Source organism: Flavobacterium caeni (assembly GCF_900101895.1).
Classification (GTDB): domain Bacteria; phylum Bacteroidota; class Bacteroidia; order Flavobacteriales; family Flavobacteriaceae; genus Flavobacterium; species Flavobacterium caeni.
Genome location: NZ_FMVF01000007.1, coordinates 126071 through 148556 on the forward strand (window position 1 = coordinate 126071; position 22486 = coordinate 148556).

Below are 22486 nucleotides of genomic sequence, written 5' to 3' on the forward strand. Positions count from 1 at the left end.
TTTTTTTTGTCTTTATTTTAGAAAAAGTAAGATTATTCTTTATTCAAAGCATTCCAGCCGCGTGCCTTCAGTGCAATCTTGGTATGCGCGCGCGTGACCAGGTGTATGCCTTCGGCGGGGTCGGTCATGTGTCCGATGACCGTAAAGTTGGGGTTGCCCTTGATTTTGTCGAAATCATCCATACCGATGGTAAACAACAATTCGTAATCTTCGCCGCCGTTAATGGCCACCGTAGTCGCGTCGATGTTGAATTCCTCGCAGGTCGCGATCAGTTGCGGGTCGAGCGGCAATTTGTCTTCAAAAATATTACAGCCGGTATTCGATTGCTTGCACAAGTGGATGACTTCCGACGACAATCCGTCCGAAATGTCGATCATACCCGTCGGCTTGATTTCGAGCGCGTGCAGCATCGTACGGACATCCTTGCGCGCTTCGGGTTTGAGCTGGCGCTCGATGAGGTACGTATAGGCGTCAAGATCGGGCTGTGAATTCGGATTCACCTGAAATACTTGTTTCTCGCGTTCGAGTACCTGCAATCCCATGTAGGCCGCGCCAATATCACCCGTGACCACGATCAAATCGTTGGCCTTGGCGCCATTGCGGTACACGAGTTCATCGGCATCGGCTTCGCCCAACGCTGTGATGCTGATCAGCAAACCTTTTTGCGACGAGGTGGTGTCGCCGCCAATAACGTCTACGCCATATTCCTTGGCCGCGAGCGCGATACCCGCGAACAATTCTTCGAGCGCCTCGAGCGGGAAACGGTTTGATACGGCTATCGATACCGTGATTTGTGTCGGTTTGGCGTTCATCGCACAAATATCCGAGACGTTCACCACCACCGATTTGTAGCCCAAATGTTTGAGCGGCATGTAAGCCAGGTCGAAATGCACGCCCTCGACGAGCAAATCGGTCGAGACCACTACTTTTTTGTCCTTGAAATCAAGCACGGCTGCGTCGTCGCCAATCCCTTTGAGGGTCGACGGTTGCGCCATTTCAAATTGCTGGGTCAGGTGGTCGATGAGCCCGAATTCGCCCAATTGCGAAATCGAGGTGCGTTGCGGATTCTTGTCTTCTATCATGCCGCAAAGGTACGCGTTTTTGTGGCTAGGCCAAATGTTGCAAGTGTTCCTTGATGCGCTGCTCGGTGGGGCGCAGGTAGGCGAGATACACAATGAGCAGCACGCCAAATGCTATCAGTTCGGGGGTCACGAATATCAACACGAACGCTGCCCCCTCAAGGATGGCCCAACGGATCAGCGAGGCGGTCTGGTATTCGGTTATTTTTTCCTCGAACGAAAGACGGGCGTCTATTTTTTTGATAAAAAACCGAAAAAGAAAGTTGCTCAACAGGAAAGCGGCCACCGGAATGCCGAGATAAGGCCATTGCGCTGGTTCGATAGATACATTGAGAAAGGAGTCCAGCGACAAATTTCCCGCAAAAATGTAGGCCGTGAGCAAACCCGCGCACAGCGCAAGATGGATGGTTTGTAGGGTTTTGATTTTTTCGGACATGGTTTGGTTTGAATGGTTTGTAGCGAATGTAGAAAAAAAGTAAATCTTTTCAAATACTGCTGACATACCGCTGTCATTTTCGCTCGCGAACTTTGTTGTGGTAATAAACAATAACCATAAAAAATAAAAAATGGAAACAACAACCGCACAAATCATCACCACACAAGATCTACTCAAGCATTGGCAAGGACACCGCGCCCTGACCCGTCGCGTGATCGAAGCGTTCCCTGAAAAAGAACTGTTCGAATTTTCGATCGGCGGCATGCGCAGCTTTGCACAACTTTCGCACGAGCTGATCTCGATTGGCGCGCCGGCAATCAAGGCCATCGTGAACCGCGATGCGAGCACCTATGCCGAACCCGAAGGACTCGACACCAAGGCCAAGATCCTCGCTCAATGGGACCAGGACACGCAAACGATCAATACGTTTTTCCCACAACTCAAGGACGAAGAATTCGGCGAAACGTTCAACCTGTTCGGGCAGTACGAATTCCCGATCGTGCAAAACATCCTGTATTTCATCGACAACGAAATCCATCACCGCGGGCAGGGATATGTATACCTGCGCGCTTTGGGTATCACACCGCCGTTCTTCTGGGAGAGATATTAATTATTGTTTATTTTTTATTATTTATTATTTATTGGTGGGCAATAAATGATAAACTATAACATAGACAATAAAAAACCCCGAACATTCGATGTTCGGGGTTTTTTAATCGAAAATATTCTAGTCCGACAGACCAATAAATAATAGCAATAAAAAATAATTAATCATTCAATTTTAGGACCGCCATAAACGCCTCTTGCGGAATCTCTACATTCCCCACCTGACGCATCCGTTTTTTACCTTTCTTCTGTTTCTCCAAGAGCTTACGCTTACGCGAGATGTCGCCACCATAACATTTGGCGGTAACGTCTTTCCTGAGCGCCTTTACGGTTTCACGCGCAATGATTTTCGCGCCGATGGCCGCCTGGATCGGGATGTCGAATTGCTGGCGTGGGATCAACTCCTTGAGTTTTTCGGTCATTTTCTTGCCGATGTTGTAGGCGTTGTCGGCATGGATCAGCGCCGACAGGGCATCCACCGTATTGCCGTTGAGCAGCACGTCTACCTTGACAAGGTTCGACGCGCGCATCCCGATGGGGTGGTAGTCGAACGACGCATATCCTTTTGAAACCGTTTTGAGTCGGTCGTAGAAATCAAACACGATTTCGGCCAGCGGCATGTCGAAATTGAGTTCGACGCGTTCGGTTGTCAAATAGGTTTGGTTCGTGATAATACCGCGTTTTTCGATACAAAGCGACATCACGTTGCCCACAAAATCCGCCTTGGTGATGATGGTAGCTTTGATGTAAGGTTCTTCTACGCGGTCCATTCGCGAGGGTTCCGGAAGGTCGGACGGGTTATTGACCACGATGGCCGTCTCCGGGTCTTTCTTTGTGTAAGCGTTGTACGAAACGTTCGGTACGGTCGTGATTACCGTCATGTCGAACTCGCGCTCGAGCCGTTCCTGAATGATTTCCATGTGGAGCATGCCAAGGAATCCGCACCTGAAACCAAAGCCCAATGCCGCCGAACTTTCCGCCTGGAACACAAGCGATGCATCGTTGAGCTGCAGTTTTTCCATAGACGCGCGCAGTTCTTCGTAATCTTCCGTATCTACGGGATAAATGCCCGCAAAAACCATCGGCTTGACATCTTCAAAACCGGCGATGACGTTTTGTGTCGGTTGTTTCGCGTCGGTGATCGTATCGCCCACCTTGACTTCCTTGGCCTCCTTGATGCCGGAAATAAGGTAACCCACGTCGCCTGCCGAGATGACGTTTTTCGGCACTTGGTTGAGTTTGAGCGTACCTACCTCGTCGGCGAAATACTCATTGTTGGTAGCCATGAACTTGATCTTCTGGCCTTTTTTGATCTCGCCATTGATCACGCGAAAAATAACCTCGATCCCGCGGAACGGGTTGTACACCGAGTCAAAGATCAGCGCCTGTAACGGTTCGCCCGGGTCGCCTTTGGGTGCCGGGATCCGTTCGATGATGGCCGCCAATATGTTCTCCACACCAAAACCCGTCTTACCCGAGGCATGGATAATGTCCTCAATCTTGCAACCCAAAAGGTCTACAATGTCATCGCTGACTTCCTCCGGGTTCGCGCTCGGCAAATCCACCTTGTTCAACACCGGGATGATCTCAAGGTCGTTCTCGAGTGCGAGGTACAGGTTCGAAATCGTTTGTGCCTGTATGCTTTGCGCGGCGTCCACGATCAACAGCGCGCCTTCGCAGGCCGCAATTGACCGCGACACTTCATAGGAAAAGTCAACGTGTCCGGGCGTATCGATGAGATTGAGGATGTATTCCTCGCCTTTGTATTTATATTCCATCTGTATCGCGTGGCTCTTGATCGTGATCCCGCGCTCGCGCTCCAGGTCCATGTTGTCGAGCAACTGCGCCTTTTCCTCACGCGCGGTAACGGTTTGGGTCGCGCCGAGCAAACGGTCCGCCAACGTGCTCTTGCCGTGGTCGATGTGTGCGATGATGCAAAAATTTCTGATGTGTTTCATGTCTTTTCCTTTTGGGCGTTCCCCTTCGTGCCTCGGGTCGCGCTATCGGCTGCACGCGGTGCCTGCCTCTATCGCTAACGCGGGCGTCCAAACAACGTACGCTTTCAATCGGCAAATATAATCCAAAACGCTTATGCGATAAAGCGATGCGTTAAATAATTGCGCGAATTGCAATTATACGACGTTTGCCCTATTTTAGCATTCCGGACGAAAGTTTATATTTGTCCCAACTTAAATCTCTTACCCATGAAAAAATTAATACTTGTTGCGATGATGTTGGCGTCCGTTGCAGGATTCTCTCAAAAAGTCACTTCGGGCAGTTTTAAAAACCTCAAAGGCATCCCGGAATTCAGCCTGGTCTTCGATTACGAAGGACTTACTGTAGAAAAATTCAAATCTGAAGAAGAATTTCTCGCCGATAAAATGAAGAAACGCGAAGAGAAAGGCACGGGAGAAGATTTCCGGAGCTCGTGGTTTGCCGATCGCCAAAATCGTTACGAGCCCAAGTTTATCGAATCCTTTAACAAACGTTTTAAAGGCAACGTCAAAGCAGATAAGAATCTCGCGTCGGCCAAACACACAATGACAGTAAAAACAACTTACATCAATCCCGGATTCAACGTAGGGGTTGTCCGTAATGACGCCAAGATAAACGTAACGATTACTGTTACTGAAACCGCAAATCCGTCAAATGTGCTGCTGTCGGTCAATTATGACAGAGTGCACGGCGAAGGCGCGATGGGTTATGATTTTAATTCGGGATACCGCATCTCTGAAGCCTACGCAAAAGTGGCCAAGGAACTGGCATCAGACATCAAATAGATGCAGAAAATAGAATATTGAGCCTCGGTTAGCGGGGCTTTTTTCATTTCAGCGTTTCTGACTTCTATGTAAAAGATAAAACTTATGTTTGCTCCCAAACAAATGCCCCATGAAAAACCTGATCGGATTATTGCTGCTCTTACCCACAACGGTTGGTTTTGCACAACATGCCATAACGCTCAATGACGGCAAAATCGTTTGGGCAAAAACGGTAGAGATTGGACCATCCTCAGTTAATTACCTACCTTACTTAGCATCCGAAGCCTCTGAACAGAGCATCGACAAAAAAGAGGTGTTTTCGATAAAGATGCAGGATGGAACCGTAGAAATCTTCGACTGGGAGATTTCCAATGCCTCCACGCGGGAACAATTGCAGCAATACATTGCCAACCTCATCAATACGCACGGATCCGAAAAAGAGGTAAGCATGAAATACCGCGCCTCATGGCAAGGTCATTACCTGCAACTCGAACTCCTGGATAGAAACGGAAACCCTGAAAGTGAGAGAACGTATGATTTTGCGAGTGTGCATCGTTTTCAGAATGTGTCCAAACGCGCTCTTGACTGGGCCTATCTGAATGTGTTTGTAGCGGTCGCACAGAATAAAAAAAAAACAAAATGGGATACAGAAAAGCTCATCATGCGGATCGATGACTTTTTCCAGGCTGAACGGCTGCTTGAAGCTTTGCGGAAATACAATGCGCTTTTCAAGCCAGATAACTGAATTGGTTCCGGCAATGTCGATTCGACAGAAGTTGAATTTTTCGGCAAGGTTTTTTAATTATGTTTGCATCAACAAACCACTGACGCGAGTCAGACAACAAAATCCCGATGAAAAAAATTGCGTTCACGATAGGCATGTTCTGGCTCCTGACAGGATGTGCAACAAAGGTGGCATCAAACAAAGCAACCGATTTTACTCATAAAATTACCAAACTCTACATCGTTGTTAAAGGGACCGATAGTGCCGAGAAATTCCTTCGGAAGTTTACCGAAAACTTCACTTCACACCTGACGGCCAGCGGAATCGAACATGCCGAATTGTTCATGGATCCGCTCTCACTGGAATCCGATGAAGACGTTCACAAAAAAATTCAGGCATTCGCGCCGAACCTCGTGATGACCATCAGCCAGACAGAATCCAGGAGAACGACCAATGGTGGTTACAACCCGGGATTTCACGGCGGGACAGGGTTTGCAATCGGTGGTGGAAGTTCGGTAACCGGCGGCACTTTTGACATTAAGATGTTCACGCCTGGTTCCACCAAACCCGTTTGGAGGGGAAACCTTAAAGCAGATGCCCAATTCGGCCTGGCCTCATCAGCGAGTAAAGCGAACGAAAAGTTGATCAAAAAACTAATTGAAGATGGTTTGCTGGAAAAGCAAAAACCCTGATGGCATTGCCCTGTGCGCCGATGAAAATAAAAAAACCCGATCTAAATCGGGTTTTTTGCTTTTTCTTCCTGTTCCATATGAATCAAATGCGCCATATTCTTGATCAGGTTGTCGTGTTTTTTGACGAACGGGTTGGTCTCGTCCCACACATAGCCCGCGAGCACCGCACAAATCTTGCGTTTGACGTCGGGGTCTTCGGGTCTGTGGAAAAACAACGTCTGCAGATTGCCCGTGTACCATTCCTTGACATAGGTTGTAAACACACCAATGCCGCGGCGCATGTAGCCCGTGAATTCTTCTTCCCAATCCACTTCGATGCCTTGTTGCTCTTTCAGATACAATTTGGCCGCGAGCATACCCGATTCGGTAGCGAAAGCCACACCCGATGAAAAAACAGGATCGAGGAATTCCGACGAGTTGCCCGTAAGCGCAAAGCCCGGCCCGTACATTTGCTTGACCGAACGCGAATAGTTCTCGAGTTTGACCGGATCGAACAAAAAGTCGACGCCGCCAAAACGCTTGATGTAATAGTCCGACAGCTTGATGGCGTTGTGCAGCGCCTCGCGGTTGTCCTTGTTTTCAGAAAGCGAGTTGATGAAAGACGTAGGGCCCACCACGCCCAACGACGTATTGCCGTTAGAGAACGGGATGACCCAAAGCCAGACCTCTGTTTCGAGAATGTCGAACGAAATCAGCGTGCCTTCCTCGCCTTCGGGGCGGTTGATGTCCTTGACGTGCGTAAAAATCGACGAGTGCGGATCGAGTTTCGACGGCGTGTCCAAATCCAGCAAACGCGGCAAAACACGGCCGTAACCGCTCGAGTCGATGATCATCTTGGCGTGGATCTGCTTCATGTTGCCGTCCTTGTCCTTGACCGTCGTGATCGAATTGCTGCCTTCGAACTCCACGGCCAGTACTTCAGATTCAAATTCGAGGTCAATGCCTTTGCGGATTACTTCCTGCGCCATCGTGTTATCGAAATCGGCACGCGGGATCTGCCAGGTCCAGTCCCAGCCTTGGCCGTATTTATCGCTGAAATCAAAAACGCAAATCTCTTCACCGCGTATGAAACGCGCCCCGAGCTTCTTCTCAAAGTTCATCGCATCAAGCGCCGGAAACAATCCTGCTTCGTCAAAATGGTCCATCACGCGCGGGATCAAACTTTCACCGACTACCAGCCGCGGGAATTTGGTCTTTTCAACCACTTTGACCTTGACGCCATTGTTGAACAGATGCGCTGCAGAAACACAACCCGACGGCCCGGCACCAATCACCAAAACATCCACAAACTCCTTTAACATATTATTGCTGTTTTATAGATTATTATATTACATTTGCCGTTCCAAATTAACTACAATTATTTTTAATAAAAAAAAGTAATTTGGGTGCGAAAGCAAAGGTAATGAACAAGCAAGGATTGATGAACACAATTAAGGAATACCTAAGTCTAAGTGAATTTGAGTCGGTCATTTTCGACAACCAGAAAATAGAAATCAGCGATGCCGTCCTGCGACGCGTCAAAAGAAGCTTCAATTTTTTGAACGAATTTTCAAAAAACAAAGTCATTTATGGCGTCAATACGGGTTTTGGACCCATGGCGCAATACCGCATCAAGGACGAAGACCGCATCCAATTGCAATACAACCTGATCCGCAGCCATTCGTCGGGCACCGGAAAACCCATTGAGCCACAAGCGGTCAAGGCCGCCATCTTGGCGCGTTTGAACACCATGGCGCTGGGGTATTCGGGTGTGCATCCGTCGTTGATCCATCTCATGACAGAGCTCATCAACCGCGACATCACGCCGCTCATTTTTGAACACGGCGGTGTAGGCGCTTCGGGCGATTTGGTGCAATTGGCGCACCTGGCGCTGGTGCTCATCGGGGAAGGCGAAGTGTTCTACAAAGGCGAGCGAAGACCAACCAAAGAAGTTTTTGAGATCGAAGGACTCGAGCCCATCCAGGTCGAGATCCGCGAAGGACTGGCGCTTATGAACGGCACCTCGGTCATGACCGGTATTGGCGTGGTCAATGTGCACAAAGCCAACAAGTTGCTCGATTGGTCGCTCAAGATTTCGTGCGCGATCAACGAAATCGTACGTGCCTACGACGACCATTTGTCGTTTGAACTCAACAATGTCAAATTGCATGACGGCCAACGGCAAGTTGCCGAAAAAATGCGCGGCAACCTGGCCGACAGCCAACTGATCCGCAAACGCGAAGACCATTTGTATACGGGCGAAAACACCGAAGACGTGTTCAGCGAAAAGGTGCAGGAATACTATTCGTTGCGTTGTATCCCGCAAATCCTTGGCCCGGTCAAGGAAACCATCGACAGCGTGGCGGCCATCCTCGAAAAGGAATTCAATTCGGCCAACGACAACCCCATCATCGATGTCGAGAACCGACACGTTTTTCACGGCGGGAATTTCCACGGCGACTACATTTCGCTCGAAATGGACAAGCTCAAGATTGTCATCGCCAAACTAACCATGCTGGCCGAACGCCAGTTGAATTATTTGCTCAACGCCAAGATCAATGAGCTCCTGCCGCCGTTCGTCAACTTGGGTACGCTCGGATTTAATTTTGGGATGCAGGGCGTACAGTTTACGGCCACCTCGACCACGGCCGAAAGCCAGATGTTGTCGAACCCGATGTATGTGCACAGCATCCCGAACAACAACGACAACCAGGACATCGTGAGCATGGGCACCAATTCGGCGGTGATTGCGTCGAAAGTGATCGAAAATGCTTTCGAAGTCTTGGCCATCGAACTCATTACGGTGGTGCAGGCCATCGACTACATGGGCCAAAAAGACAGCGTCTCGTCGGTAACAAAAAAAATGTACGACGACATACGCGCGATCATCCCGACTTTTAAACAAGACCAGGTCATGTATCCGTTCGTGCAAAAAGTCAAGGAGCATTTGATAAATAATTAGTATATTAGTTCAATCATCACAATCACTTAATCAAAATCATTATGAAAAAAAATCTATGGATCGCGCTGTTATTGGCGGCGGGTATGGTTAACGCGCAGGAATTGGCCTTGGTCAAAAAAGACGGGCGTTTCGGGTACATCAACAAAACAGGTGAAATCGCCATCCAGCCCAAATACAAGGTGGCCAAAAACTTTTCGGACGGATTGGCCGCAGCCGAAGAAAACGGCAAATGGGGTTTTATCAATCCCAAAGGAGAGTGGGTCATTCCGGCTTCGTTCGACGATGCCAAGTATTTCGACAGCGGTATTTGCGTCGTGAGCAAGGACAAGAAATGGTTCTACATCGACAAAAAAGGCGAGACGCTCAAGTCGCCCGATACCGATAAGATTTTTGATTTCGAAGATGGGTTTGCATTTGTCAAGCGCGGCGAAAAAGTGGGGCTTATCAACGCCAAATTCGCGACCGTCGTCGAGCCAAAATACGACCAGATCAAATCCTTTCACGATGGCTACGCGCGCGTTAAAAACAGCGACCGTTGGGGCATCATCGATAAAACAGGGAAGGTGATCATCGAGCCGATTTACGATGACATCGGCGACTACAACAAAGGTGTGGCCTGGGCCAAGAACGGAACGGTTTTCGGCTTGGTCATCGAAGGAAAATTCAAGGCCATTGACGGTGTGGTGAAAATCTGGGATTTCGAAGGCCAGACCTTGACCTACGCCAAGAAAAACGAGAAAATCGGATTCATCGACACCAAAGGGAATTGGGTCATCGAGCCCAAGTTCGACAAAGCCAAAGCGTTCAACAAAGGCCTTGCACCCGTCATGATCGGGAAGAAATGGGGTTACACCAATACCAAGGGCGACTTGGTCATCCAACCTGCCTACAACGACGCCGAAGTGTTCAGCAACGACGGTTTGGCGCCGGTAAAGGAAAAGGACTGGGGCTTTGTCAACGAGAGCGGCAAAATGGTCATCCCTACGCAGTACGGTATCACCGCTGGCGGTTTTGGCGGTTTGGTGGCATTGTTCCGCGACGATGAAAAAGGATTCAAGGACGGTGTCGTCCGTGTAAAAAATGAAAAGAAATGGGGCTTTCTCAAGACCGACGGAACCGTATTGGGCAACCAATGGTTTGAGCAGGCAGAACCCTTTAAAAAATAAAAAAATACCAATATGAAGTGTGCTTTGGTGACGGGCGGTTCCCGCGGAATCGGCAGTGCAATATGCCAAAAACTAGCGGTCGAGACAGACTATCACATCCTGATCAACTACCAATCGAACAAGGCGGCGGCCGAGCAAACGCTCGAAGCGGTCAAGCAGGCGGGCGGTAAAGGCGAAATCATCGGGTTCAACGTATCCGATGCCGATGCGGTCAAAACCGCGCTTACGGCATGGCAGGACGCCAATCCCGAAGCCGTGGTCGAGGTGATTGTAAACAATGCGGGCATCACCAAAGACGGGCTGTTCATGTGGATGAGTCACGAAGACTGGTCGAGTGTGATCAACACCAGTCTCAACGGGTTCTTTAACGTGACCAATTTTTTCATCCAAAAAATGCTGCGCAACAAGTACGGGCGCATCGTCAACATGGTGTCGGTTTCGGGTGTCAAGGGCACGCCGGGCCAAACCAATTATTCGGCGGCCAAAGGTGCGGTCGTGGCGGCCACCAAGGCGCTTGCGCAAGAAGTCGCCAAACGCAACATCACCGTCAATGCCGTGGCGCCGGGGTTTATCCGTAGCGACATGACGGCCGAACTCGACGAAAAGGAACTCATCAGGATGATTCCCGCCAACAGATTCGGCGAGGTCGAGGAAGTAGCCGATTTGGTCAGTTTCCTGGTTTCGAAAAAATCGGGTTACATCACCGGCGAAACCATCAACATCAACGGAGGGATTTACTCATAAAGGACAAAGGATGGACAGAAGGGTGGTCATTACCGGCATGGGCATTTACTCCTGCATAGGCACGTCGCTCGACGAGGTCAAGGATTCGTTGTACCAAGGCAAGTCGGGCATTCATTTCGACGCCGAACGCAAAGAATTCGGATTCCGATCGGCACTTACCGGAATGGTACCCAAACCCGACCTCAAGGATTTGCTTTCGCGCCGACAACGCATCAGCGTGGGCGAGGAAACCGAATACGCCTACATGGCGACGCTCGAAGCGCTCAAAAATGCGGACATAAACGACGCTTTTTTTGAAGCGAACGAAGTCGGGATTTTGTACGGCAACGATTCGGTCTCGCGCGGCATCATCGAAGCCACCGACGTCATCCGCGAGAAAAAAGACACCGCGCTCATCGGGTCGGGGGCGATTTTCAAATCGATGAACTCGACCGTGACGATGAACCTGTCTACCATCTTCAAATTGCGCGGCGTCAACCTGACGGTCAGCGCGGCCTGCGCGAGCGGCTCGCATTCTATTGGGCTCGGCTATTATTTGATCAAAAGCGGCATGCAGGACATGATCATTTGCGGCGGCGCGCAGGAAATCAACAAATTTGCGATGAGCAGTTTTGACGGATTGGGCGTGTTTTCTCCGCGGGAAGACGATCCTGCCAAGGCTTCGCGTCCGTTCGACTCGGGACGCGATGGATTGGTACCGTCTGGCGGCGGCGCAACGCTGATCCTCGAAAGTTATGAATCGGCGTTGGCGCGTGGCGCGAACATCATTGCCGAAGTAGTGGGTTATGGATTTTCGTCCAACGGTGGGCACATCTCGACCCCCAATGTAGAAGGTCCGGCCACGGCCATGAAACGCGCGCTCGAACAAGCCGGTTTGCAGCCGCAAGACATCGACTACATCAACGCACACGCTACATCAACACCCGTAGGCGACGCCAATGAGGCCAAGGCGATTCACGAAGTTTTTGGCGCGAGCAATCCGCCGGTAAGTTCAACCAAATCGATGACGGGACACGAATGTTGGATGGCCGGCGCGAGCGAGGTCATCTACTCGATTTTGATGATGCAACATTCCTTTGTGGCGCCCAACATCAACCTCGAAAACCCCGATGAAGATTCTGCAAAATTAAATTTGGTATCTGCAACGATAAATAAAGAAATAAACATATTTTTGTCGAATTCCTTTGGTTTTGGAGGAACCAATTCGGCACTAATTGTAAAAAAGTATACACCCTGATGAACAAAGAAGCGATTATTGAAAAGATCAACGGATTTTTGTCGGAAGAATTTGAAACAGACCAGGCCGACATTGCCCCGGATGCCATACTCAAAGATACGCTCGGGCTCGACAGCCTGGATTATGTAGATTTGGTGGTGTCGATTGAATCCAATTTCGGGGTCAAGCTCGTCGAAGCCGATTTTGTGGGCATATCGACATTCCAAACGTTTTATGATCTGATCGAAAACAAGCTCAAACTCAAAAACAACTAAACTCCTGAAACCGGGAGTTTTTTTTTACAAACGGTTATGGCACAATGGGAAGGCAAGTCCAGGGGAACGGTGCTGGGCTATAAAATCTTCGTTTTTTTCATCAAAAAGGTGGGCATTCGCGCGGCCTATGGCTTGCTGTTTTTTGTGGCCTCGTACTACTTCTTGTTGCTGAACAAAAGCAACCGCGCGATTTTTTACTATTTCCGCAAACGCCTCGGGTATTCGTGGTTCAAGGCCAAGCGCAGCGTGTTTTGGAGTTATTTCACGTTTGGGCAAACCATCATCGACAAGGTTTCGATCTCGGCGGGCATGCGCAACCGGTTTACGTATGAGTTCGACGGCATCGAGTTGCTGCACCAATTGCTTCGCGAGAAAAAAGGAGGCGTAATGATCAGCGCGCACGTCGGAAATTTCGAAATCGCCGAGCATTTTTTTGGCGAGATAGACCTCGATTTCCAGATCAACCTGGTCACGACCGATTTGGAACATTCTGCCATCAAGAACTACATCGAAAGCGTCACCCAAAAGTCGCGCATCAAATTCATCATCATCAGGGAAGATTTGGGGCATATTTTCGAGATCAATTCGGCGTTGGCGCGTAACGAATTGGTTTGCTTTACGGGCGATCGTTATTTTGAGGGCGTCAAATATTTGGAAGGTGACTTGCTTGGCCAGTCGGCCAAATTCCCATCGGGACCATTTTTGATCGCGTCGCGGCTCAAGGTGCCCGTGGTTTTCGTGTATGTGATGAAGGAAGCCAACCTGCACTATCACTTGTATGCGCGCGCCGCCGAAGTCAAGCACCGCGACGAAAAAGGATTGCTCGACGAATACCTCAAAAGCGTCGAATCGATCGTGCGGCGCTATCCGTTGCAATGGTTCAATTACTTTGATTTTTGGAACCAACTCGGGCGTTAAGCCACACTTTTGATAACGGATTGGGAATGAACCGCGAAATAATCCCGAATTAACAGGAATCTTTATTTTTTCGACTAAATTTGCAACTCAATTTTTAAGTCGGATGAAGAACATTCTTGTCGTCTATTACACCCAATCGGGACAACTTAAGGAAATCGCGCAACAAATCGCCAAGCCTTTGCTGCAGGACGATCAGGTAAAATTGACTTTTCACGAGATCCGGCTCGTGGAGCCGTTCCCGTTCCCGTGGGACAAGTCGTCGTTTTTTGATGCGTTTCCCGAGTCGTTTTTGCAGATACCGCGCGCGCTCGAGCCCGTTCCTTCAGAAATCCTGGACCAAAAATATGACTTGGTTTTGTTTCACTACCAGGTGTGGTATTTGTCGCCATCGATTCCGATCAACTCGTTCTTGAAAAGTCCCGAGGCCGCCATTTTGCTGAAGGACACGCCGGTGGTGACCATCAGCGGATCGCGCAACATGTGGATCATGGCGCAGGAAAAAGTCAAGAAGTTGCTCAAAGACAACGGTGCGAACCTTGTCGGGAACGTGGCCCTGGTAGACCGCGTGGGCAATCTGGTGAGCGTAATTACGATTGTTGAATGGATGTTTTCGGGTGTCAAGAAAAAATACCTGGGAATTTTCCCGCTGCCGGGTGTGTCTGAAAAGGACATTCGCGAATCGGAGAAGTTTGGTAAAATCATCCAGTCGAAGATCCATTCGGGCGATTTTTCGACGTTGCAAAGCGAGTTGGTCGCCAACGACGGCGTGCGCATCAGTTCCTACTTGGTCAAGGTAGACAAGACGGCTAACAAAATCTTTAATAAGTGGTCAAATTTTATCAAATCGAGAAAAAGTTCGCGAAAAATATGGCTTAAAGTTTTTTATGTGTATTTGTTTCTCGCAATTTGGTTAATCTCGCCAATTGTATATATATTGCATGTTTTTACATACCCTTTAAAAGTTAACAGCATCAAGAGAGAAACCCAGTATTTTCAAGGGGTTTAGCAGACTAGAATAAATTATGTTCGACGTATACATTACAAAAGCAGGGAAGTACTTGCCGAATGATCCCGTTTCTAACGACGAAATGGAAAGTTATTTGGGACTTATCAATGACGCGGCCTCTAAAGCGCGAAGAATTATCCTTCGCAACAACAAAATTACCAGCAGACATTACGCAGTAGATAAAAACGGCAAAAGCACCCACAACAATGCCGAATTGACCCAACTTGCCATCACCCAATTGTACGACAACCATTTTTCGACCAAAGACATGCAGCTTTTGTCTTGCGGGACGTCTACGCCCGACAACTTTTTGCCTTCGCATGCGGCCATGGTCCACGGGCTTTTGGGCAACCAGTCGGTCGAGCTCAATTCGTCTACGGGCGTGTGTTGCGCGGGGATGAATTCGCTTAAATTCGGGTATTTGTCGGTCAAGTCGGGCAATACGCAAAACGCCGTGTGTACAGGTTCTGAGCGGGTTTCGACCTGGATGATGGCCGACAAGTACGAACACGAAGTCGACAACCTCAAAAACCTCGAAGAACAACCCATCATCGCGTTCAAAAAAGACTTTTTGCGTTGGATGCTTTCCGATGGTGCAGGTGCGGTGTTGCTCGAAAACGCGCCGCGTCCCGATGGCATTTCGCTCAAAATCGAGTGGATGGACGCCTATTCCTATGCGCACGAACTCGAAGCGTGTATGTATGCGGGCGGCGACAAACTCGAAGACGGATCCATCAAGCCCTGGAGCGATTACCATCCCGACGAATGGCTCAACGAATCGGTTTTTTCGATCAAACAGGACGTCAAATTGCTCGACGAACACATCTTGGTCAAAGGCGCCGAGAGCATGGCATCGGCCTTGAAAAAGAACAACGTCACATCAAGCCAGATCGATTATTTCCTGCCACACGTTTCGTCGCATTATTTTGTGACGGGCCTCAAAAAGTCGCTCGAAGAAAACGGCGTGGGCGTGGCCGACGACAAATGGTTCATGAACCTGGCGCGCGTGGGCAACGTAGGATCGGCATCGATTTATTTGGCGCTCGAGGAATTGTTCAATTCGGGACAACTCAAAAAAGGCCAGAAAATTCTTTTGTCGGTACCTGAAAGCGGTCGTTTTTCGTTCGCCTATGCTTACTTAACCGTGTGCTGATGACTGCGCTGTTCGAAAAGGACTTTGTAGAAGATTTGTTGCCGCAGAAATTTCCGTTCGTGATGGTCGACAAAATGTATGCGTATACCGAAACGACGATCGTGACCGGATTCGAGGTCAAATCCGACAATATTTTTTGCGCAGACGGCCTCTTTCGCGAACCCGGATTGGTTGAGCACATGGCGCAATCGGTCGCGATGCATACCGGATATCAATTTTATTTGAAACAAGAGACGGCACCCACGGGTTACATCGGTTCTATTTCGGGAATCGAGATCAAAAAGTTGCCCAAGCTGGGACAAAACATACAAACCACCGTGCAGATCCTCCAGGAATTTGGCGGCATCACGATGGTAGACATCACCACGACACTCGAGGGCGAAACCATCGCTTCGGGACAAATGAAAACCGTATTGGCCAAATGATGGAACTCGACGGCATCGATATCAAGGACTACTTACCGCACCGCGCGCCCATGCTGATGGTCGATCGGCTGCAAAAGCTCGATCACGAAATCGTCGAAACCGTTTTTGAAATCAAGCCAGACAACCTGTTTGTCCAGAACGGGTCTTTTAACGAACCAGGGCTGATCGAAAACGCCGCGCAAACCTGCGCCGCGATTGTGGCCAAAGGCTATTTTCTGGACGAAAGCGACCAGATCAAGAAGGACGTGGCCGTGATTGGATTCATCAGCGCCATCAAAACGCTCAAGATACACGCGACGCCTTTGGTGGGCCAAACCATCACCACCTTGGCGACTTTTGTGTCAAAATTTGTCACCGACGACTACACCTTGTGTACGATGGGTTGCAAAACAACCTGCAACGATACGGTGCTGCTCGAAGGTGAGATCAATTTGTTCATCCAGGAGCAGGCGCCCATCAGCCAATAACAAAAAATACAGGTTTTTGCCTGAACAGTCACATGAAAAAGAACGAAGTACCGCAGGACGAGGGCAATCTTTCCAAAAGCAACATGAAGGAATTGGTGTATGCCACCGATGAAAACGGCAATTACACCACCGAACTGAGCTCGGGTTGGGAACCCAAGACGATTGCGCTTTCGAATTCGCTCGAAGACATCAACGAGCGGGTTGCCGAGGCATTGGCGAAAGTCAAGGCAGGGCAGGCGAGTCCGATCGTTTATTTTATGGAACTGAACAAAATGGATATGAACATCTTGGCCGGATATGTCGAGATGTGGAAGTGGCGCATCAAAAAACACTTCAAACCCAAGGTTTTCAAAGGGTTGAGCGACCGCGTCTTGCAACGTTACGCCGATGCCTTCGGGATTTCGGTTCTGGAACTCAAAAATTTCAAGCCCGAATAATGGAACTCGGATTTACCCACCACCAGTCGGCGCATTGTGAAAACGGTGTAGCGTCTAATTTGTTAAAACACAATGGTTTCGACATCAGCGAGCCCATGATTTTTGGCATCGGATCAGGGTTGTTTTTTGTATACATCCCGTTTTTGAAAGTCAATCATGCACCTGCCATTTCCTACCGTCCGATGCCGGGCACCATTTTCAACAAAGCCGCCAAACGTTTGGGATTCAAAGTCAAACGCGTCAAGTTTTCCAATCCGAAAGCGGCCGAAAAAGCGCTCGACGAAAACCTTAAGAACAACATCCCGACGGGCCTACAAGTGGGCGTGTACGGGCTGACTTACTTCCCCGACGAATACCGGTTCCATTTTAACGCGCACAACTGTGTGGTATACGGCAAGACCGAAACCGATTACCTGGTGAGCGATCCCGTCATGCAGCATGTGACGACGCTCACACACAAGGACATGGAGAAAGTGCGTTTCGCCAAAGGCGCCTTTGCCCCACGTGGCCAGATGTACTACCCGGTATCGATTCCAAAGGCTTCCGATTTGCCGCAGGCCATCATCCGTGGCATCAAGGAAACGGCCCGCGATATGCTTGCGCCGGTGCCCATCGTGGGTGTCAAGGGTATTCGTACCGTGGCCAAACTGATTCCCAAATGGGCGGCCAAACACGGCCCAAAAGTCACCAACCATTACCTCGCGCAAATTGTTCGCATGCAGGAGGAAATTGGTACGGGCGGGGGCGGATTCCGGTTTATCTATGCTGCTTTTTTGCAGGAGGCCGCAGTAATTTTGAAAAACGATGAACTAAAATCGCTATCTTTAGAGATGACAAAAATTGGCGACTTGTGGCGTGATTTTGCGGTGAACGCTTCACGCGTTTACAAGAACAGGAGTTCGCAGACCGACGTTTACAACACGTTGTCGAAAGAAATGCTGCACATTGCCGATTTGGAGGAAGAATTCTTCAAAAAATTAAAAAAAGCCATCGCCTAAGTTGTTTTGCAGCCGATTATCCAAATAAATGACCTTGCCAAGAAGTACAAAGATGCCGAATTTTATTCTTTGAACCACTTTTCGCTCGACATTCTCCAGGGCGAGATTTTTGGCTTGCTGGGCCCGAACGGCGCGGGAAAAAGCACGTTGATTTCTATTTTGTGCGGGCTCATCGATCCTACTTCGGGCAGTTTCTCGATCAAAGGGCTCGACTACAACCGCCATGCGTTTGCGCTCAAAAAGATAATAGGCGTAGTGCCGCAGGAATATGCGTTGTATCCTACGATGACGGCGCGTGAGAACTTGGTTTATTTTGGCAGCATGTACGGTATCAAAGGCCGCGATCTCAAGGACAAGGTGACCCAAAGCCTTGAATTTCTGGGGTTGCTCAATTTTGCCGACAGACGCGTCGAGACGTTTTCTGGCGGTATGAAGCGCCGTGTCAACTTGATTGCGGGCATTTTGCACGAACCCGAGGTGTTGTTTCTGGACGAACCTACCGTGGGCGTAGATGTACAATCCAAAAATGCCATCATCGAATACCTGCAGCGGCTCAACCGGAACGGGACCACCATTGTTTATACGTCGCACCATTTGGCCGAAGCGCAGGAATTTTGCACTGATATCGCCATCGTCGATCAAGGCCGCGTCTTTGCGAAGAATACTCCGCAAGCGTTGATTGCCGAAACACCCAACGCCAAGGATCTCGAAGATGTGTTTTTATCGTTAACCGGAAAAGGACTGCGCGATGCTGTATAAAATCTACCAATCGGTCCTCAAGGAAATCCTGTTGCTCAGTCGCGATTTGGGCGGCGCCATCATCCTTTTTGTGATGCCACTCGTGTTGGTCATCACCGTGACGCTGATCCAGGACAGTACATTCAAGCAAACCGGGAACGCCAAAATCCCAATCCTGTTGGTAGACCACGACCATGGTAAAGTATCGCAGTCGGTCAACGACAATTTGGCCAAGAGCAATGCATTTGATGTGATTTCACGGTTCGACAACCAACCCATCACCGAAGCACAAGCCAAAGAGGCCGTGTTTAAGGGAAAATACCAGTTGGCCATCGTCATTCCAGCCGATTTGAGCCATGATTTGCAAGCCAAGATAGACCAAAACGTCAACAAGATCATGACCAGTTTTGGCGTAGGCGATTCATCAGCAACGGCAACAGATAAGAAGAAGGTTACACAAAAAGAAGTCAAGCTTTATTTTGATCCCGCGGTACAAATAGGGTTCAAAAATGGCGTGATGAGCGCCATCGACCAGATGATTTCGCAAATCGAAACCCAGTCGATTTATGCGGCCTTCAAAGAGCAGCTGGGCGAAACCGAGTTCGACTTCGAGCAGCAAAGTTTTATCAATTTCAAGGAAATCGTCCCCACCATCGGCAACAAGGAAGTCAAGCCCAATTCGGTGCAACACAACGTACCTGCGTGGACGCTGTTTGCGATGTTTTTCATCGTGATTCCGTTGTCGATCAATATTGTCAAGGAAAAAAGCCAAGGCACATTTGTACGGTTGCAGACCAATCCAGTGCGTACGTGGGTGGTCATGGCGGGTAAAACCATCACCTACCTGATCATTTGCATGCTGCAGTTTTACATGATTCTGGCCGTGGCCTTTTTCGTTTTCCCGCATTTGGGGTTGCCGCCGCTGCATTTCAACTTTAGTCTGATGCTGATGAGCCTCGTGGCGCTGTTTTGCGGGTTTGCGGCCATCGGATACGGCATCCTTGTTGGCACGATCGCCAAAACACAGGAACAATCGGCGCCGTTCGGATCGACAAGTGTAATCATACTCGCGGCCATCGGCGGGGTTTGGGTTCCGGTTTTCGCGATGCCCGAAATGATGCAAATCGTGGCCCGGTGCTCTCCGATGAATTGGGGGCTCAATGCCTTTTACGATGTCATTTTGCGGCAGGCGCGCTTGGTCGACGTACTACCCGAGATTGGCCTGTTGTTTTTGTTTTTCCTACTCACCACTACCATTGCACTTTTGTATGACAAGAAAAAAAGAACCGTCTAACGAAGCCACGCAGCTTACCGTATCGCACATGTTGCGCGTTCGGTTCAACGAAACCGATCCGTTGGGCATCGTTTGGCACGGCAACTACATCAAGTATTTCGAGGACGGACGCGAAGCGTTTGGTCGCCAGCACGGCATTTCTTACCTGGATGTCATGGACAATGGGTTCAGTACGCCCATTGTCAGGTCGGTGTGCGAGCACAAATTGTCGCTCAAGTATGGCGATGTCGCGCGCATCGAAACCACCATTGTCGATACCCCTGCGGCCAAATTGATCTTTCGATACAAGATTTTCGATCCGAACGGAGAAATTGCCTGTACGGGCGAAACTACACAGGTTTTTCTGGACCGCAACGGCGATCTGCAATTGACCAACCCCGATTTTTATCAGTCTTGGAAACGAAAAGTAGGGCTTACGGCATGACAAAATCGGTTTACATATCGGCAACGAATTGCATCACACCATTGGGTTGGGATGCGACCGAAAACGCGGCCAATATTTTAGCGGGAAAAAGCGGCATTGCGCGTCACGAAAACAACATGATGCCACAACCCTACTATGCGGGAATTGTCGATGACGTGCGTATGAATCAATTACCGGAACTGGGATTAGCCGATAAATACACAAAACTAGAAAAGATGTTAATTCTGGCGCTGACACCGATCATCGCCCAACACAAGCCCAGCGGAAAATCGCTGTTGCTTTTGTCGACCACCAAAGGCAATATCGATGCCTTGGCCGTGTCGAGTATTGAACAGGCGCAACTCGCGAAACTGGCCCAAACCGTGGCCGATTTCTTTGGGTTTACAACCCAGCCGGTAGTGGTGTCCAATGCCTGCGTGTCGGGTATTTTGGCCGTTGCCATCGCCAAGCGGATGATCCAGGCCGACGTATGCGACGACGCTTTTGTCGTGGCAGGCGATTTGGTCACCGAGTTCGTGTTGTCCGGGTTCAACTCGTTCCAAGCCATGAGCGATGCGCCTTGCAAACCCTATTCGGCACACCGAACGGGCGTTACGTTGGGTGAGGCGACAGCTGCGGTTTATGTAACATCAGACCCTAATGGAGCAAAAGTGCGCGTATCGGGCGATGGCGCCATCAACGACGCCAACCACATTTCCGGTCCGTCGCGCACAGGCGAAGGACTGTTTTTGAGCATACAGGCCGCCTTAAAGGAAGCCCAGATCGGTGCGGATCAAATCGACTACATCTCGGCGCACGGTACGGCCACGCCGTTCAACGACGAAATGGAGGCCATCGCCTTCAACCGCGCGGGTTTGCAAGACGTGCCCGTAAACAGTTTGAAAGGCTACTACGGCCACACGCTGGGCGCTTCGGGCTTGTTGGAATTGGTCATTGCGATCGAGTCGATGCATCGCAACACTTTGTTTGCCTCGCTCGGGTTCGATGAACTCGGGGTCAGTCAACCCATCAACGTCATTGAAGCAAACCAGGATTGTTCTATCAACAAAATGCTCAAAACCGCGTCTGGCTTTGGCGGATGCAACACGGCGGTCATAATCGAAAAAGTATCGTGAAAAAAGAACTTAAGATAACATCTTGGTGTACCATCAAGGCTGGCGAAATTACGGTCGACGACCGATTGATTTTTAAGACTGGTGATGTTGATTTTCAACAGTTTTCGAAAGAAGCGTATCGCGCGTTAGAAGTAAGTTACCTAAAATTTTTTAAAATGGATAACCTGAGCAAATTGGCCTTTTTGGGCGCTGAACTCATGCTCAAGGATAAAGCTGCAAGCAACACGGCCTTGCTGCTGTCCAACCGCTCGTCGTCGCTCGATACGGACGTCAAATACCAGCAATCGATTGCCGACAAAGCCGATTATTTCCCTAGCCCGGCGGTGTTTGTGTATACGTTGCCCAACATTTGCCTTGGTGAAATTAGTATCCGACACCAATTGAAAAGTGAAAATTCTTTCTTTATCTTTGACGCGTTCAATCCCGCATTTATGGCCCACTACGCCCATCTTTTGATGGCTACCGGAAAAGCCGAAACGGTGCTTTGCGGTTGGACCGAACTCATGGACGAACACTACGAGGCCTTTGTGTACCTCGTTGGGAAAGAAGGTGCCATGGCCCATAACGAACAAAATTTAGCAACTTTATACAACAAATAAAATGGACGCATTAAAGCAGGAATTGAAAGAAAAGATCATCGCAGTATTGAACCTCGAAGATGTGAATGCAAGTGACATCAGCGACGCCGACGCACTGTTTGGAGACGGATTGGGATTGGATTCGATCGACGCCCTCGAACTGATCGTGTTGCTCGACAAAGACTACGGCATCAAATTGACCGACCCAAAAGAAGGCAAGAACATCTTCCAATCGATCAATACCATGGCCGATTACGTGACGGCAAACCGCACCAAATAATTTAAGATTTGGGAT

Annotated in this window: 26 protein-coding genes; 22 read left to right on the forward strand and 4 right to left on the reverse strand. The window is 49.3% G+C overall.

What is annotated here, in order from left to right; genetic code table 11:
• Window positions 1-32: 32 nt before the first annotated feature.
• Together thiL and BLP55_RS08470 are read right to left on the reverse strand one after the other, a co-directional pair.
• On the reverse strand, window positions 33-1082 hold the full coding sequence (gene thiL, locus BLP55_RS08465) for a thiamine-phosphate kinase (RefSeq protein WP_091141977.1): 1050 nt from the start codon (window positions 1080-1082) through the stop codon (window positions 33-35).
• Between the two features lie 25 nt (window positions 1083-1107).
• Window positions 1108-1581: an MFS transporter gene (locus BLP55_RS08470; protein WP_244503442.1), complete on the reverse strand. Its 474-nt coding sequence runs from the start codon at window positions 1579-1581 to the stop codon at window positions 1108-1110.
• Window positions 1582-1645: 64 nt separating this feature from the next.
• On the opposite strand from BLP55_RS08470, the gene BLP55_RS08475 reads away from it, so the two are divergent.
• Entirely contained in the window at window positions 1646-2125 is a 480-nt protein-coding gene (locus tag BLP55_RS08475) for a DinB family protein (protein WP_091141979.1), read from the forward strand.
• Between the two features lie 157 nt (window positions 2126-2282).
• Here BLP55_RS08475 and lepA read toward each other — a convergent pair whose 3' ends face one another.
• Window positions 2283-4079, reverse strand: a complete 1797-nt coding sequence (gene lepA, locus BLP55_RS08480) for a translation elongation factor 4 (protein WP_091141982.1) — start codon at window positions 4077-4079, stop codon at window positions 2283-2285.
• Window positions 4080-4325: 246 nt separating this feature from the next.
• Here lepA and BLP55_RS08485 point away from each other — a divergent pair, with 246 nt between their 5' ends.
• The 3 genes from BLP55_RS08485 (at window position 4326) to BLP55_RS08495 (ending at window position 6296) form a co-directional block, all read left to right on the forward strand.
• Window positions 4326-4901, forward strand: a complete 576-nt coding sequence (locus BLP55_RS08485; protein WP_091141985.1) for a hypothetical protein — start codon at window positions 4326-4328, stop codon at window positions 4899-4901.
• A 109-nt stretch (window positions 4902-5010) separates the two neighbouring features.
• Entirely contained in the window at window positions 5011-5625 is a 615-nt protein-coding gene (locus tag BLP55_RS08490; RefSeq protein ID WP_091141988.1) for a hypothetical protein, read from the forward strand.
• A gap of 107 nt (window positions 5626-5732) precedes the next feature.
• Window positions 5733-6296 (forward strand): hypothetical protein, encoded by a 564-nt coding sequence (locus BLP55_RS08495; RefSeq protein ID WP_139149632.1) that lies wholly within the window; start codon window positions 5733-5735, stop codon window positions 6294-6296.
• A gap of 41 nt (window positions 6297-6337) precedes the next feature.
• On the opposite strand, the gene BLP55_RS08500 is transcribed toward BLP55_RS08495, so the two are convergent.
• Window positions 6338-7597 (reverse strand): NAD(P)/FAD-dependent oxidoreductase, encoded by a 1260-nt coding sequence (locus tag BLP55_RS08500; protein ID WP_091141993.1) that lies wholly within the window; start codon window positions 7595-7597, stop codon window positions 6338-6340.
• A 119-nt stretch (window positions 7598-7716) separates the two neighbouring features.
• On the opposite strand from BLP55_RS08500, the gene BLP55_RS08505 reads away from it, so the two are divergent.
• From BLP55_RS08505 to BLP55_RS08590, 18 genes are all read left to right on the forward strand, one after another.
• Window positions 7717-9237: a flexirubin biosynthesis tyrosine ammonia-lyase FlxA gene (locus BLP55_RS08505; protein ID WP_091142192.1), complete on the forward strand. Its 1521-nt coding sequence runs from the start codon at window positions 7717-7719 to the stop codon at window positions 9235-9237.
• Window positions 9238-9278: 41 nt separating this feature from the next.
• Complete coding sequence (locus tag BLP55_RS08510) at window positions 9279-10403, forward strand: WG repeat-containing protein (protein WP_091141996.1); 1125 nt, start codon at window positions 9279-9281, stop codon at window positions 10401-10403.
• Window positions 10404-10415: 12 nt separating this feature from the next.
• Window positions 10416-11147 (forward strand): flexirubin biosynthesis SDR family reductase FlxB, encoded by a 732-nt coding sequence (gene fabG / locus BLP55_RS08515; RefSeq protein WP_091142000.1) that lies wholly within the window; start codon window positions 10416-10418, stop codon window positions 11145-11147.
• Between the two features lie 10 nt (window positions 11148-11157).
• Window positions 11158-12384, forward strand: a complete 1227-nt coding sequence (locus BLP55_RS08520) for a beta-ketoacyl-[acyl-carrier-protein] synthase family protein (RefSeq protein WP_091142003.1) — start codon at window positions 11158-11160, stop codon at window positions 12382-12384.
• On the forward strand, window positions 12384-12638 hold the full coding sequence (locus BLP55_RS08525; protein ID WP_091142005.1) for an acyl carrier protein: 255 nt from the start codon (window positions 12384-12386) through the stop codon (window positions 12636-12638). The genes BLP55_RS08520 and BLP55_RS08525 overlap by 1 nt, the downstream gene beginning before the upstream one ends.
• A 36-nt stretch (window positions 12639-12674) precedes the next feature.
• On the forward strand, window positions 12675-13556 hold the full coding sequence (locus BLP55_RS08530) for an LpxL/LpxP family acyltransferase (RefSeq protein ID WP_091142008.1): 882 nt from the start codon (window positions 12675-12677) through the stop codon (window positions 13554-13556).
• A 103-nt stretch (window positions 13557-13659) separates the two neighbouring features.
• Complete coding sequence (locus BLP55_RS08535) at window positions 13660-14562, forward strand: NADPH-dependent FMN reductase family protein (RefSeq protein WP_091142011.1); 903 nt, start codon at window positions 13660-13662, stop codon at window positions 14560-14562.
• A gap of 16 nt (window positions 14563-14578) precedes the next feature.
• Window positions 14579-15715 (forward strand): dialkylresorcinol biosynthesis protein DarB, encoded by a 1137-nt coding sequence (locus tag BLP55_RS08540; RefSeq protein WP_091142014.1) that lies wholly within the window; start codon window positions 14579-14581, stop codon window positions 15713-15715.
• Window positions 15715-16140 carry a hotdog family protein gene (locus BLP55_RS08545; protein WP_091142017.1) on the forward strand — a complete coding sequence of 142 codons (426 nt, stop codon included), beginning with the start codon at window positions 15715-15717 and terminating at the stop codon, window positions 16138-16140. Before BLP55_RS08540 ends, BLP55_RS08545 begins: the two co-directional genes overlap by 1 nt.
• Window positions 16137-16607 (forward strand): hotdog family protein, encoded by a 471-nt coding sequence (locus tag BLP55_RS08550; RefSeq protein WP_317040298.1) that lies wholly within the window; start codon window positions 16137-16139, stop codon window positions 16605-16607. The genes BLP55_RS08545 and BLP55_RS08550 overlap by 4 nt, the downstream gene beginning before the upstream one ends.
• Window positions 16608-16639: 32 nt before the next feature.
• The gene (locus BLP55_RS08555; protein ID WP_091142021.1) at window positions 16640-17044 is read left to right on the forward strand and encodes a flexirubin biosynthesis protein DarG; all 405 of its coding nucleotides are present in this window, start codon (window positions 16640-16642) and stop codon (window positions 17042-17044) included.
• Entirely contained in the window at window positions 17044-18042 is a 999-nt protein-coding gene (locus BLP55_RS08560; RefSeq protein WP_091142023.1) for a BtrH-related acyltransferase DarH, read from the forward strand. The genes BLP55_RS08555 and BLP55_RS08560 overlap by 1 nt, the downstream gene beginning before the upstream one ends.
• Window positions 18043-18048: 6 nt before the next feature.
• Window positions 18049-18801, forward strand: a complete 753-nt coding sequence (locus tag BLP55_RS08565) for an ABC transporter ATP-binding protein (RefSeq protein WP_091142026.1) — start codon at window positions 18049-18051, stop codon at window positions 18799-18801.
• Entirely contained in the window at window positions 18791-20074 is a 1284-nt protein-coding gene (locus tag BLP55_RS08570) for an ABC transporter permease (protein ID WP_091142029.1), read from the forward strand. Before BLP55_RS08565 ends, BLP55_RS08570 begins: the two co-directional genes overlap by 11 nt.
• Window positions 20049-20498: an acyl-CoA thioesterase gene (locus BLP55_RS08575; RefSeq protein ID WP_091142031.1), complete on the forward strand. Its 450-nt coding sequence runs from the start codon at window positions 20049-20051 to the stop codon at window positions 20496-20498. Before BLP55_RS08570 ends, BLP55_RS08575 begins: the two co-directional genes overlap by 26 nt.
• Window positions 20495-21613, forward strand: coding sequence for a beta-ketoacyl synthase N-terminal-like domain-containing protein (locus BLP55_RS08580; RefSeq protein ID WP_091142033.1), 1119 nt, complete (start codon window positions 20495-20497; stop codon window positions 21611-21613). Before BLP55_RS08575 ends, BLP55_RS08580 begins: the two co-directional genes overlap by 4 nt.
• A gap of 155 nt (window positions 21614-21768) precedes the next feature.
• On the forward strand, window positions 21769-22212 hold the full coding sequence (locus BLP55_RS08585) for a 3-oxoacyl-ACP synthase (RefSeq protein WP_317040299.1): 444 nt from the start codon (window positions 21769-21771) through the stop codon (window positions 22210-22212).
• Window position 22213: 1 nt separating this feature from the next.
• Window positions 22214-22471, forward strand: a complete 258-nt coding sequence (locus BLP55_RS08590; protein ID WP_091142035.1) for a phosphopantetheine-binding protein — start codon at window positions 22214-22216, stop codon at window positions 22469-22471.
• Window positions 22472-22486 lie beyond the last annotated feature (15 nt).

Excerpts from the sequence above, each read along its gene's own strand:
- lepA (WP_091141982.1), bottom strand. The coding sequence starts at position 4,079 with ATGAAACACATCAGAAATTTTTGCATCATCGCACACATCGACCACGGC.
- fabG (WP_091142000.1), top strand. The coding sequence starts at position 10,416 with ATGAAGTGTGCTTTGGTGACGGGCGGTTCCCGCGGAATCGGCAGTGCA.
- BLP55_RS08550 (WP_317040298.1), top strand. The coding sequence starts at position 16,137 with ATGATGGAACTCGACGGCATCGATATCAAGGACTACTTACCGCACCGC.
- BLP55_RS08510 (WP_091141996.1), top strand. The coding sequence starts at position 9,279 with ATGAAAAAAAATCTATGGATCGCGCTGTTATTGGCGGCGGGTATGGTT.
- BLP55_RS08525 (WP_091142005.1), top strand. The coding sequence starts at position 12,384 with ATGAACAAAGAAGCGATTATTGAAAAGATCAACGGATTTTTGTCGGAA.
- thiL (WP_091141977.1), bottom strand. The coding sequence starts at position 1,082 with ATGATAGAAGACAAGAATCCGCAACGCACCTCGATTTCGCAATTGGGC.
- BLP55_RS08500 (WP_091141993.1), bottom strand. The coding sequence starts at position 7,597 with ATGTTAAAGGAGTTTGTGGATGTTTTGGTGATTGGTGCCGGGCCGTCG.
- BLP55_RS08505 (WP_091142192.1), top strand. The coding sequence starts at position 7,717 with ATGAACACAATTAAGGAATACCTAAGTCTAAGTGAATTTGAGTCGGTC.
- BLP55_RS08540 (WP_091142014.1), top strand. The coding sequence starts at position 14,579 with ATGTTCGACGTATACATTACAAAAGCAGGGAAGTACTTGCCGAATGAT.
- BLP55_RS08495 (WP_139149632.1), top strand. The coding sequence starts at position 5,733 with ATGAAAAAAATTGCGTTCACGATAGGCATGTTCTGGCTCCTGACAGGA.
- BLP55_RS08485 (WP_091141985.1), top strand. The coding sequence starts at position 4,326 with ATGAAAAAATTAATACTTGTTGCGATGATGTTGGCGTCCGTTGCAGGA.
- BLP55_RS08585 (WP_317040299.1), top strand. The coding sequence starts at position 21,769 with ATGGATAACCTGAGCAAATTGGCCTTTTTGGGCGCTGAACTCATGCTC.
- BLP55_RS08555 (WP_091142021.1), top strand. The coding sequence starts at position 16,640 with ATGAAAAAGAACGAAGTACCGCAGGACGAGGGCAATCTTTCCAAAAGC.
- BLP55_RS08590 (WP_091142035.1), top strand. The coding sequence starts at position 22,214 with ATGGACGCATTAAAGCAGGAATTGAAAGAAAAGATCATCGCAGTATTG.
- BLP55_RS08560 (WP_091142023.1), top strand. The coding sequence starts at position 17,044 with ATGGAACTCGGATTTACCCACCACCAGTCGGCGCATTGTGAAAACGGT.
- BLP55_RS08530 (WP_091142008.1), top strand. The coding sequence starts at position 12,675 with ATGGCACAATGGGAAGGCAAGTCCAGGGGAACGGTGCTGGGCTATAAA.
- BLP55_RS08545 (WP_091142017.1), top strand. The coding sequence starts at position 15,715 with ATGACTGCGCTGTTCGAAAAGGACTTTGTAGAAGATTTGTTGCCGCAG.
- BLP55_RS08470 (WP_244503442.1), bottom strand. The coding sequence starts at position 1,581 with ATGTCAGCAGTATTTGAAAAGATTTACTTTTTTTCTACATTCGCTACA.
- BLP55_RS08490 (WP_091141988.1), top strand. The coding sequence starts at position 5,011 with ATGAAAAACCTGATCGGATTATTGCTGCTCTTACCCACAACGGTTGGT.
- BLP55_RS08575 (WP_091142031.1), top strand. The coding sequence starts at position 20,049 with ATGACAAGAAAAAAAGAACCGTCTAACGAAGCCACGCAGCTTACCGTA.
- BLP55_RS08570 (WP_091142029.1), top strand. The coding sequence starts at position 18,791 with ATGCTGTATAAAATCTACCAATCGGTCCTCAAGGAAATCCTGTTGCTC.
- BLP55_RS08520 (WP_091142003.1), top strand. The coding sequence starts at position 11,158 with ATGGACAGAAGGGTGGTCATTACCGGCATGGGCATTTACTCCTGCATA.
- BLP55_RS08535 (WP_091142011.1), top strand. The coding sequence starts at position 13,660 with ATGAAGAACATTCTTGTCGTCTATTACACCCAATCGGGACAACTTAAG.
- BLP55_RS08580 (WP_091142033.1), top strand. The coding sequence starts at position 20,495 with ATGACAAAATCGGTTTACATATCGGCAACGAATTGCATCACACCATTG.
- BLP55_RS08475 (WP_091141979.1), top strand. The coding sequence starts at position 1,646 with ATGGAAACAACAACCGCACAAATCATCACCACACAAGATCTACTCAAG.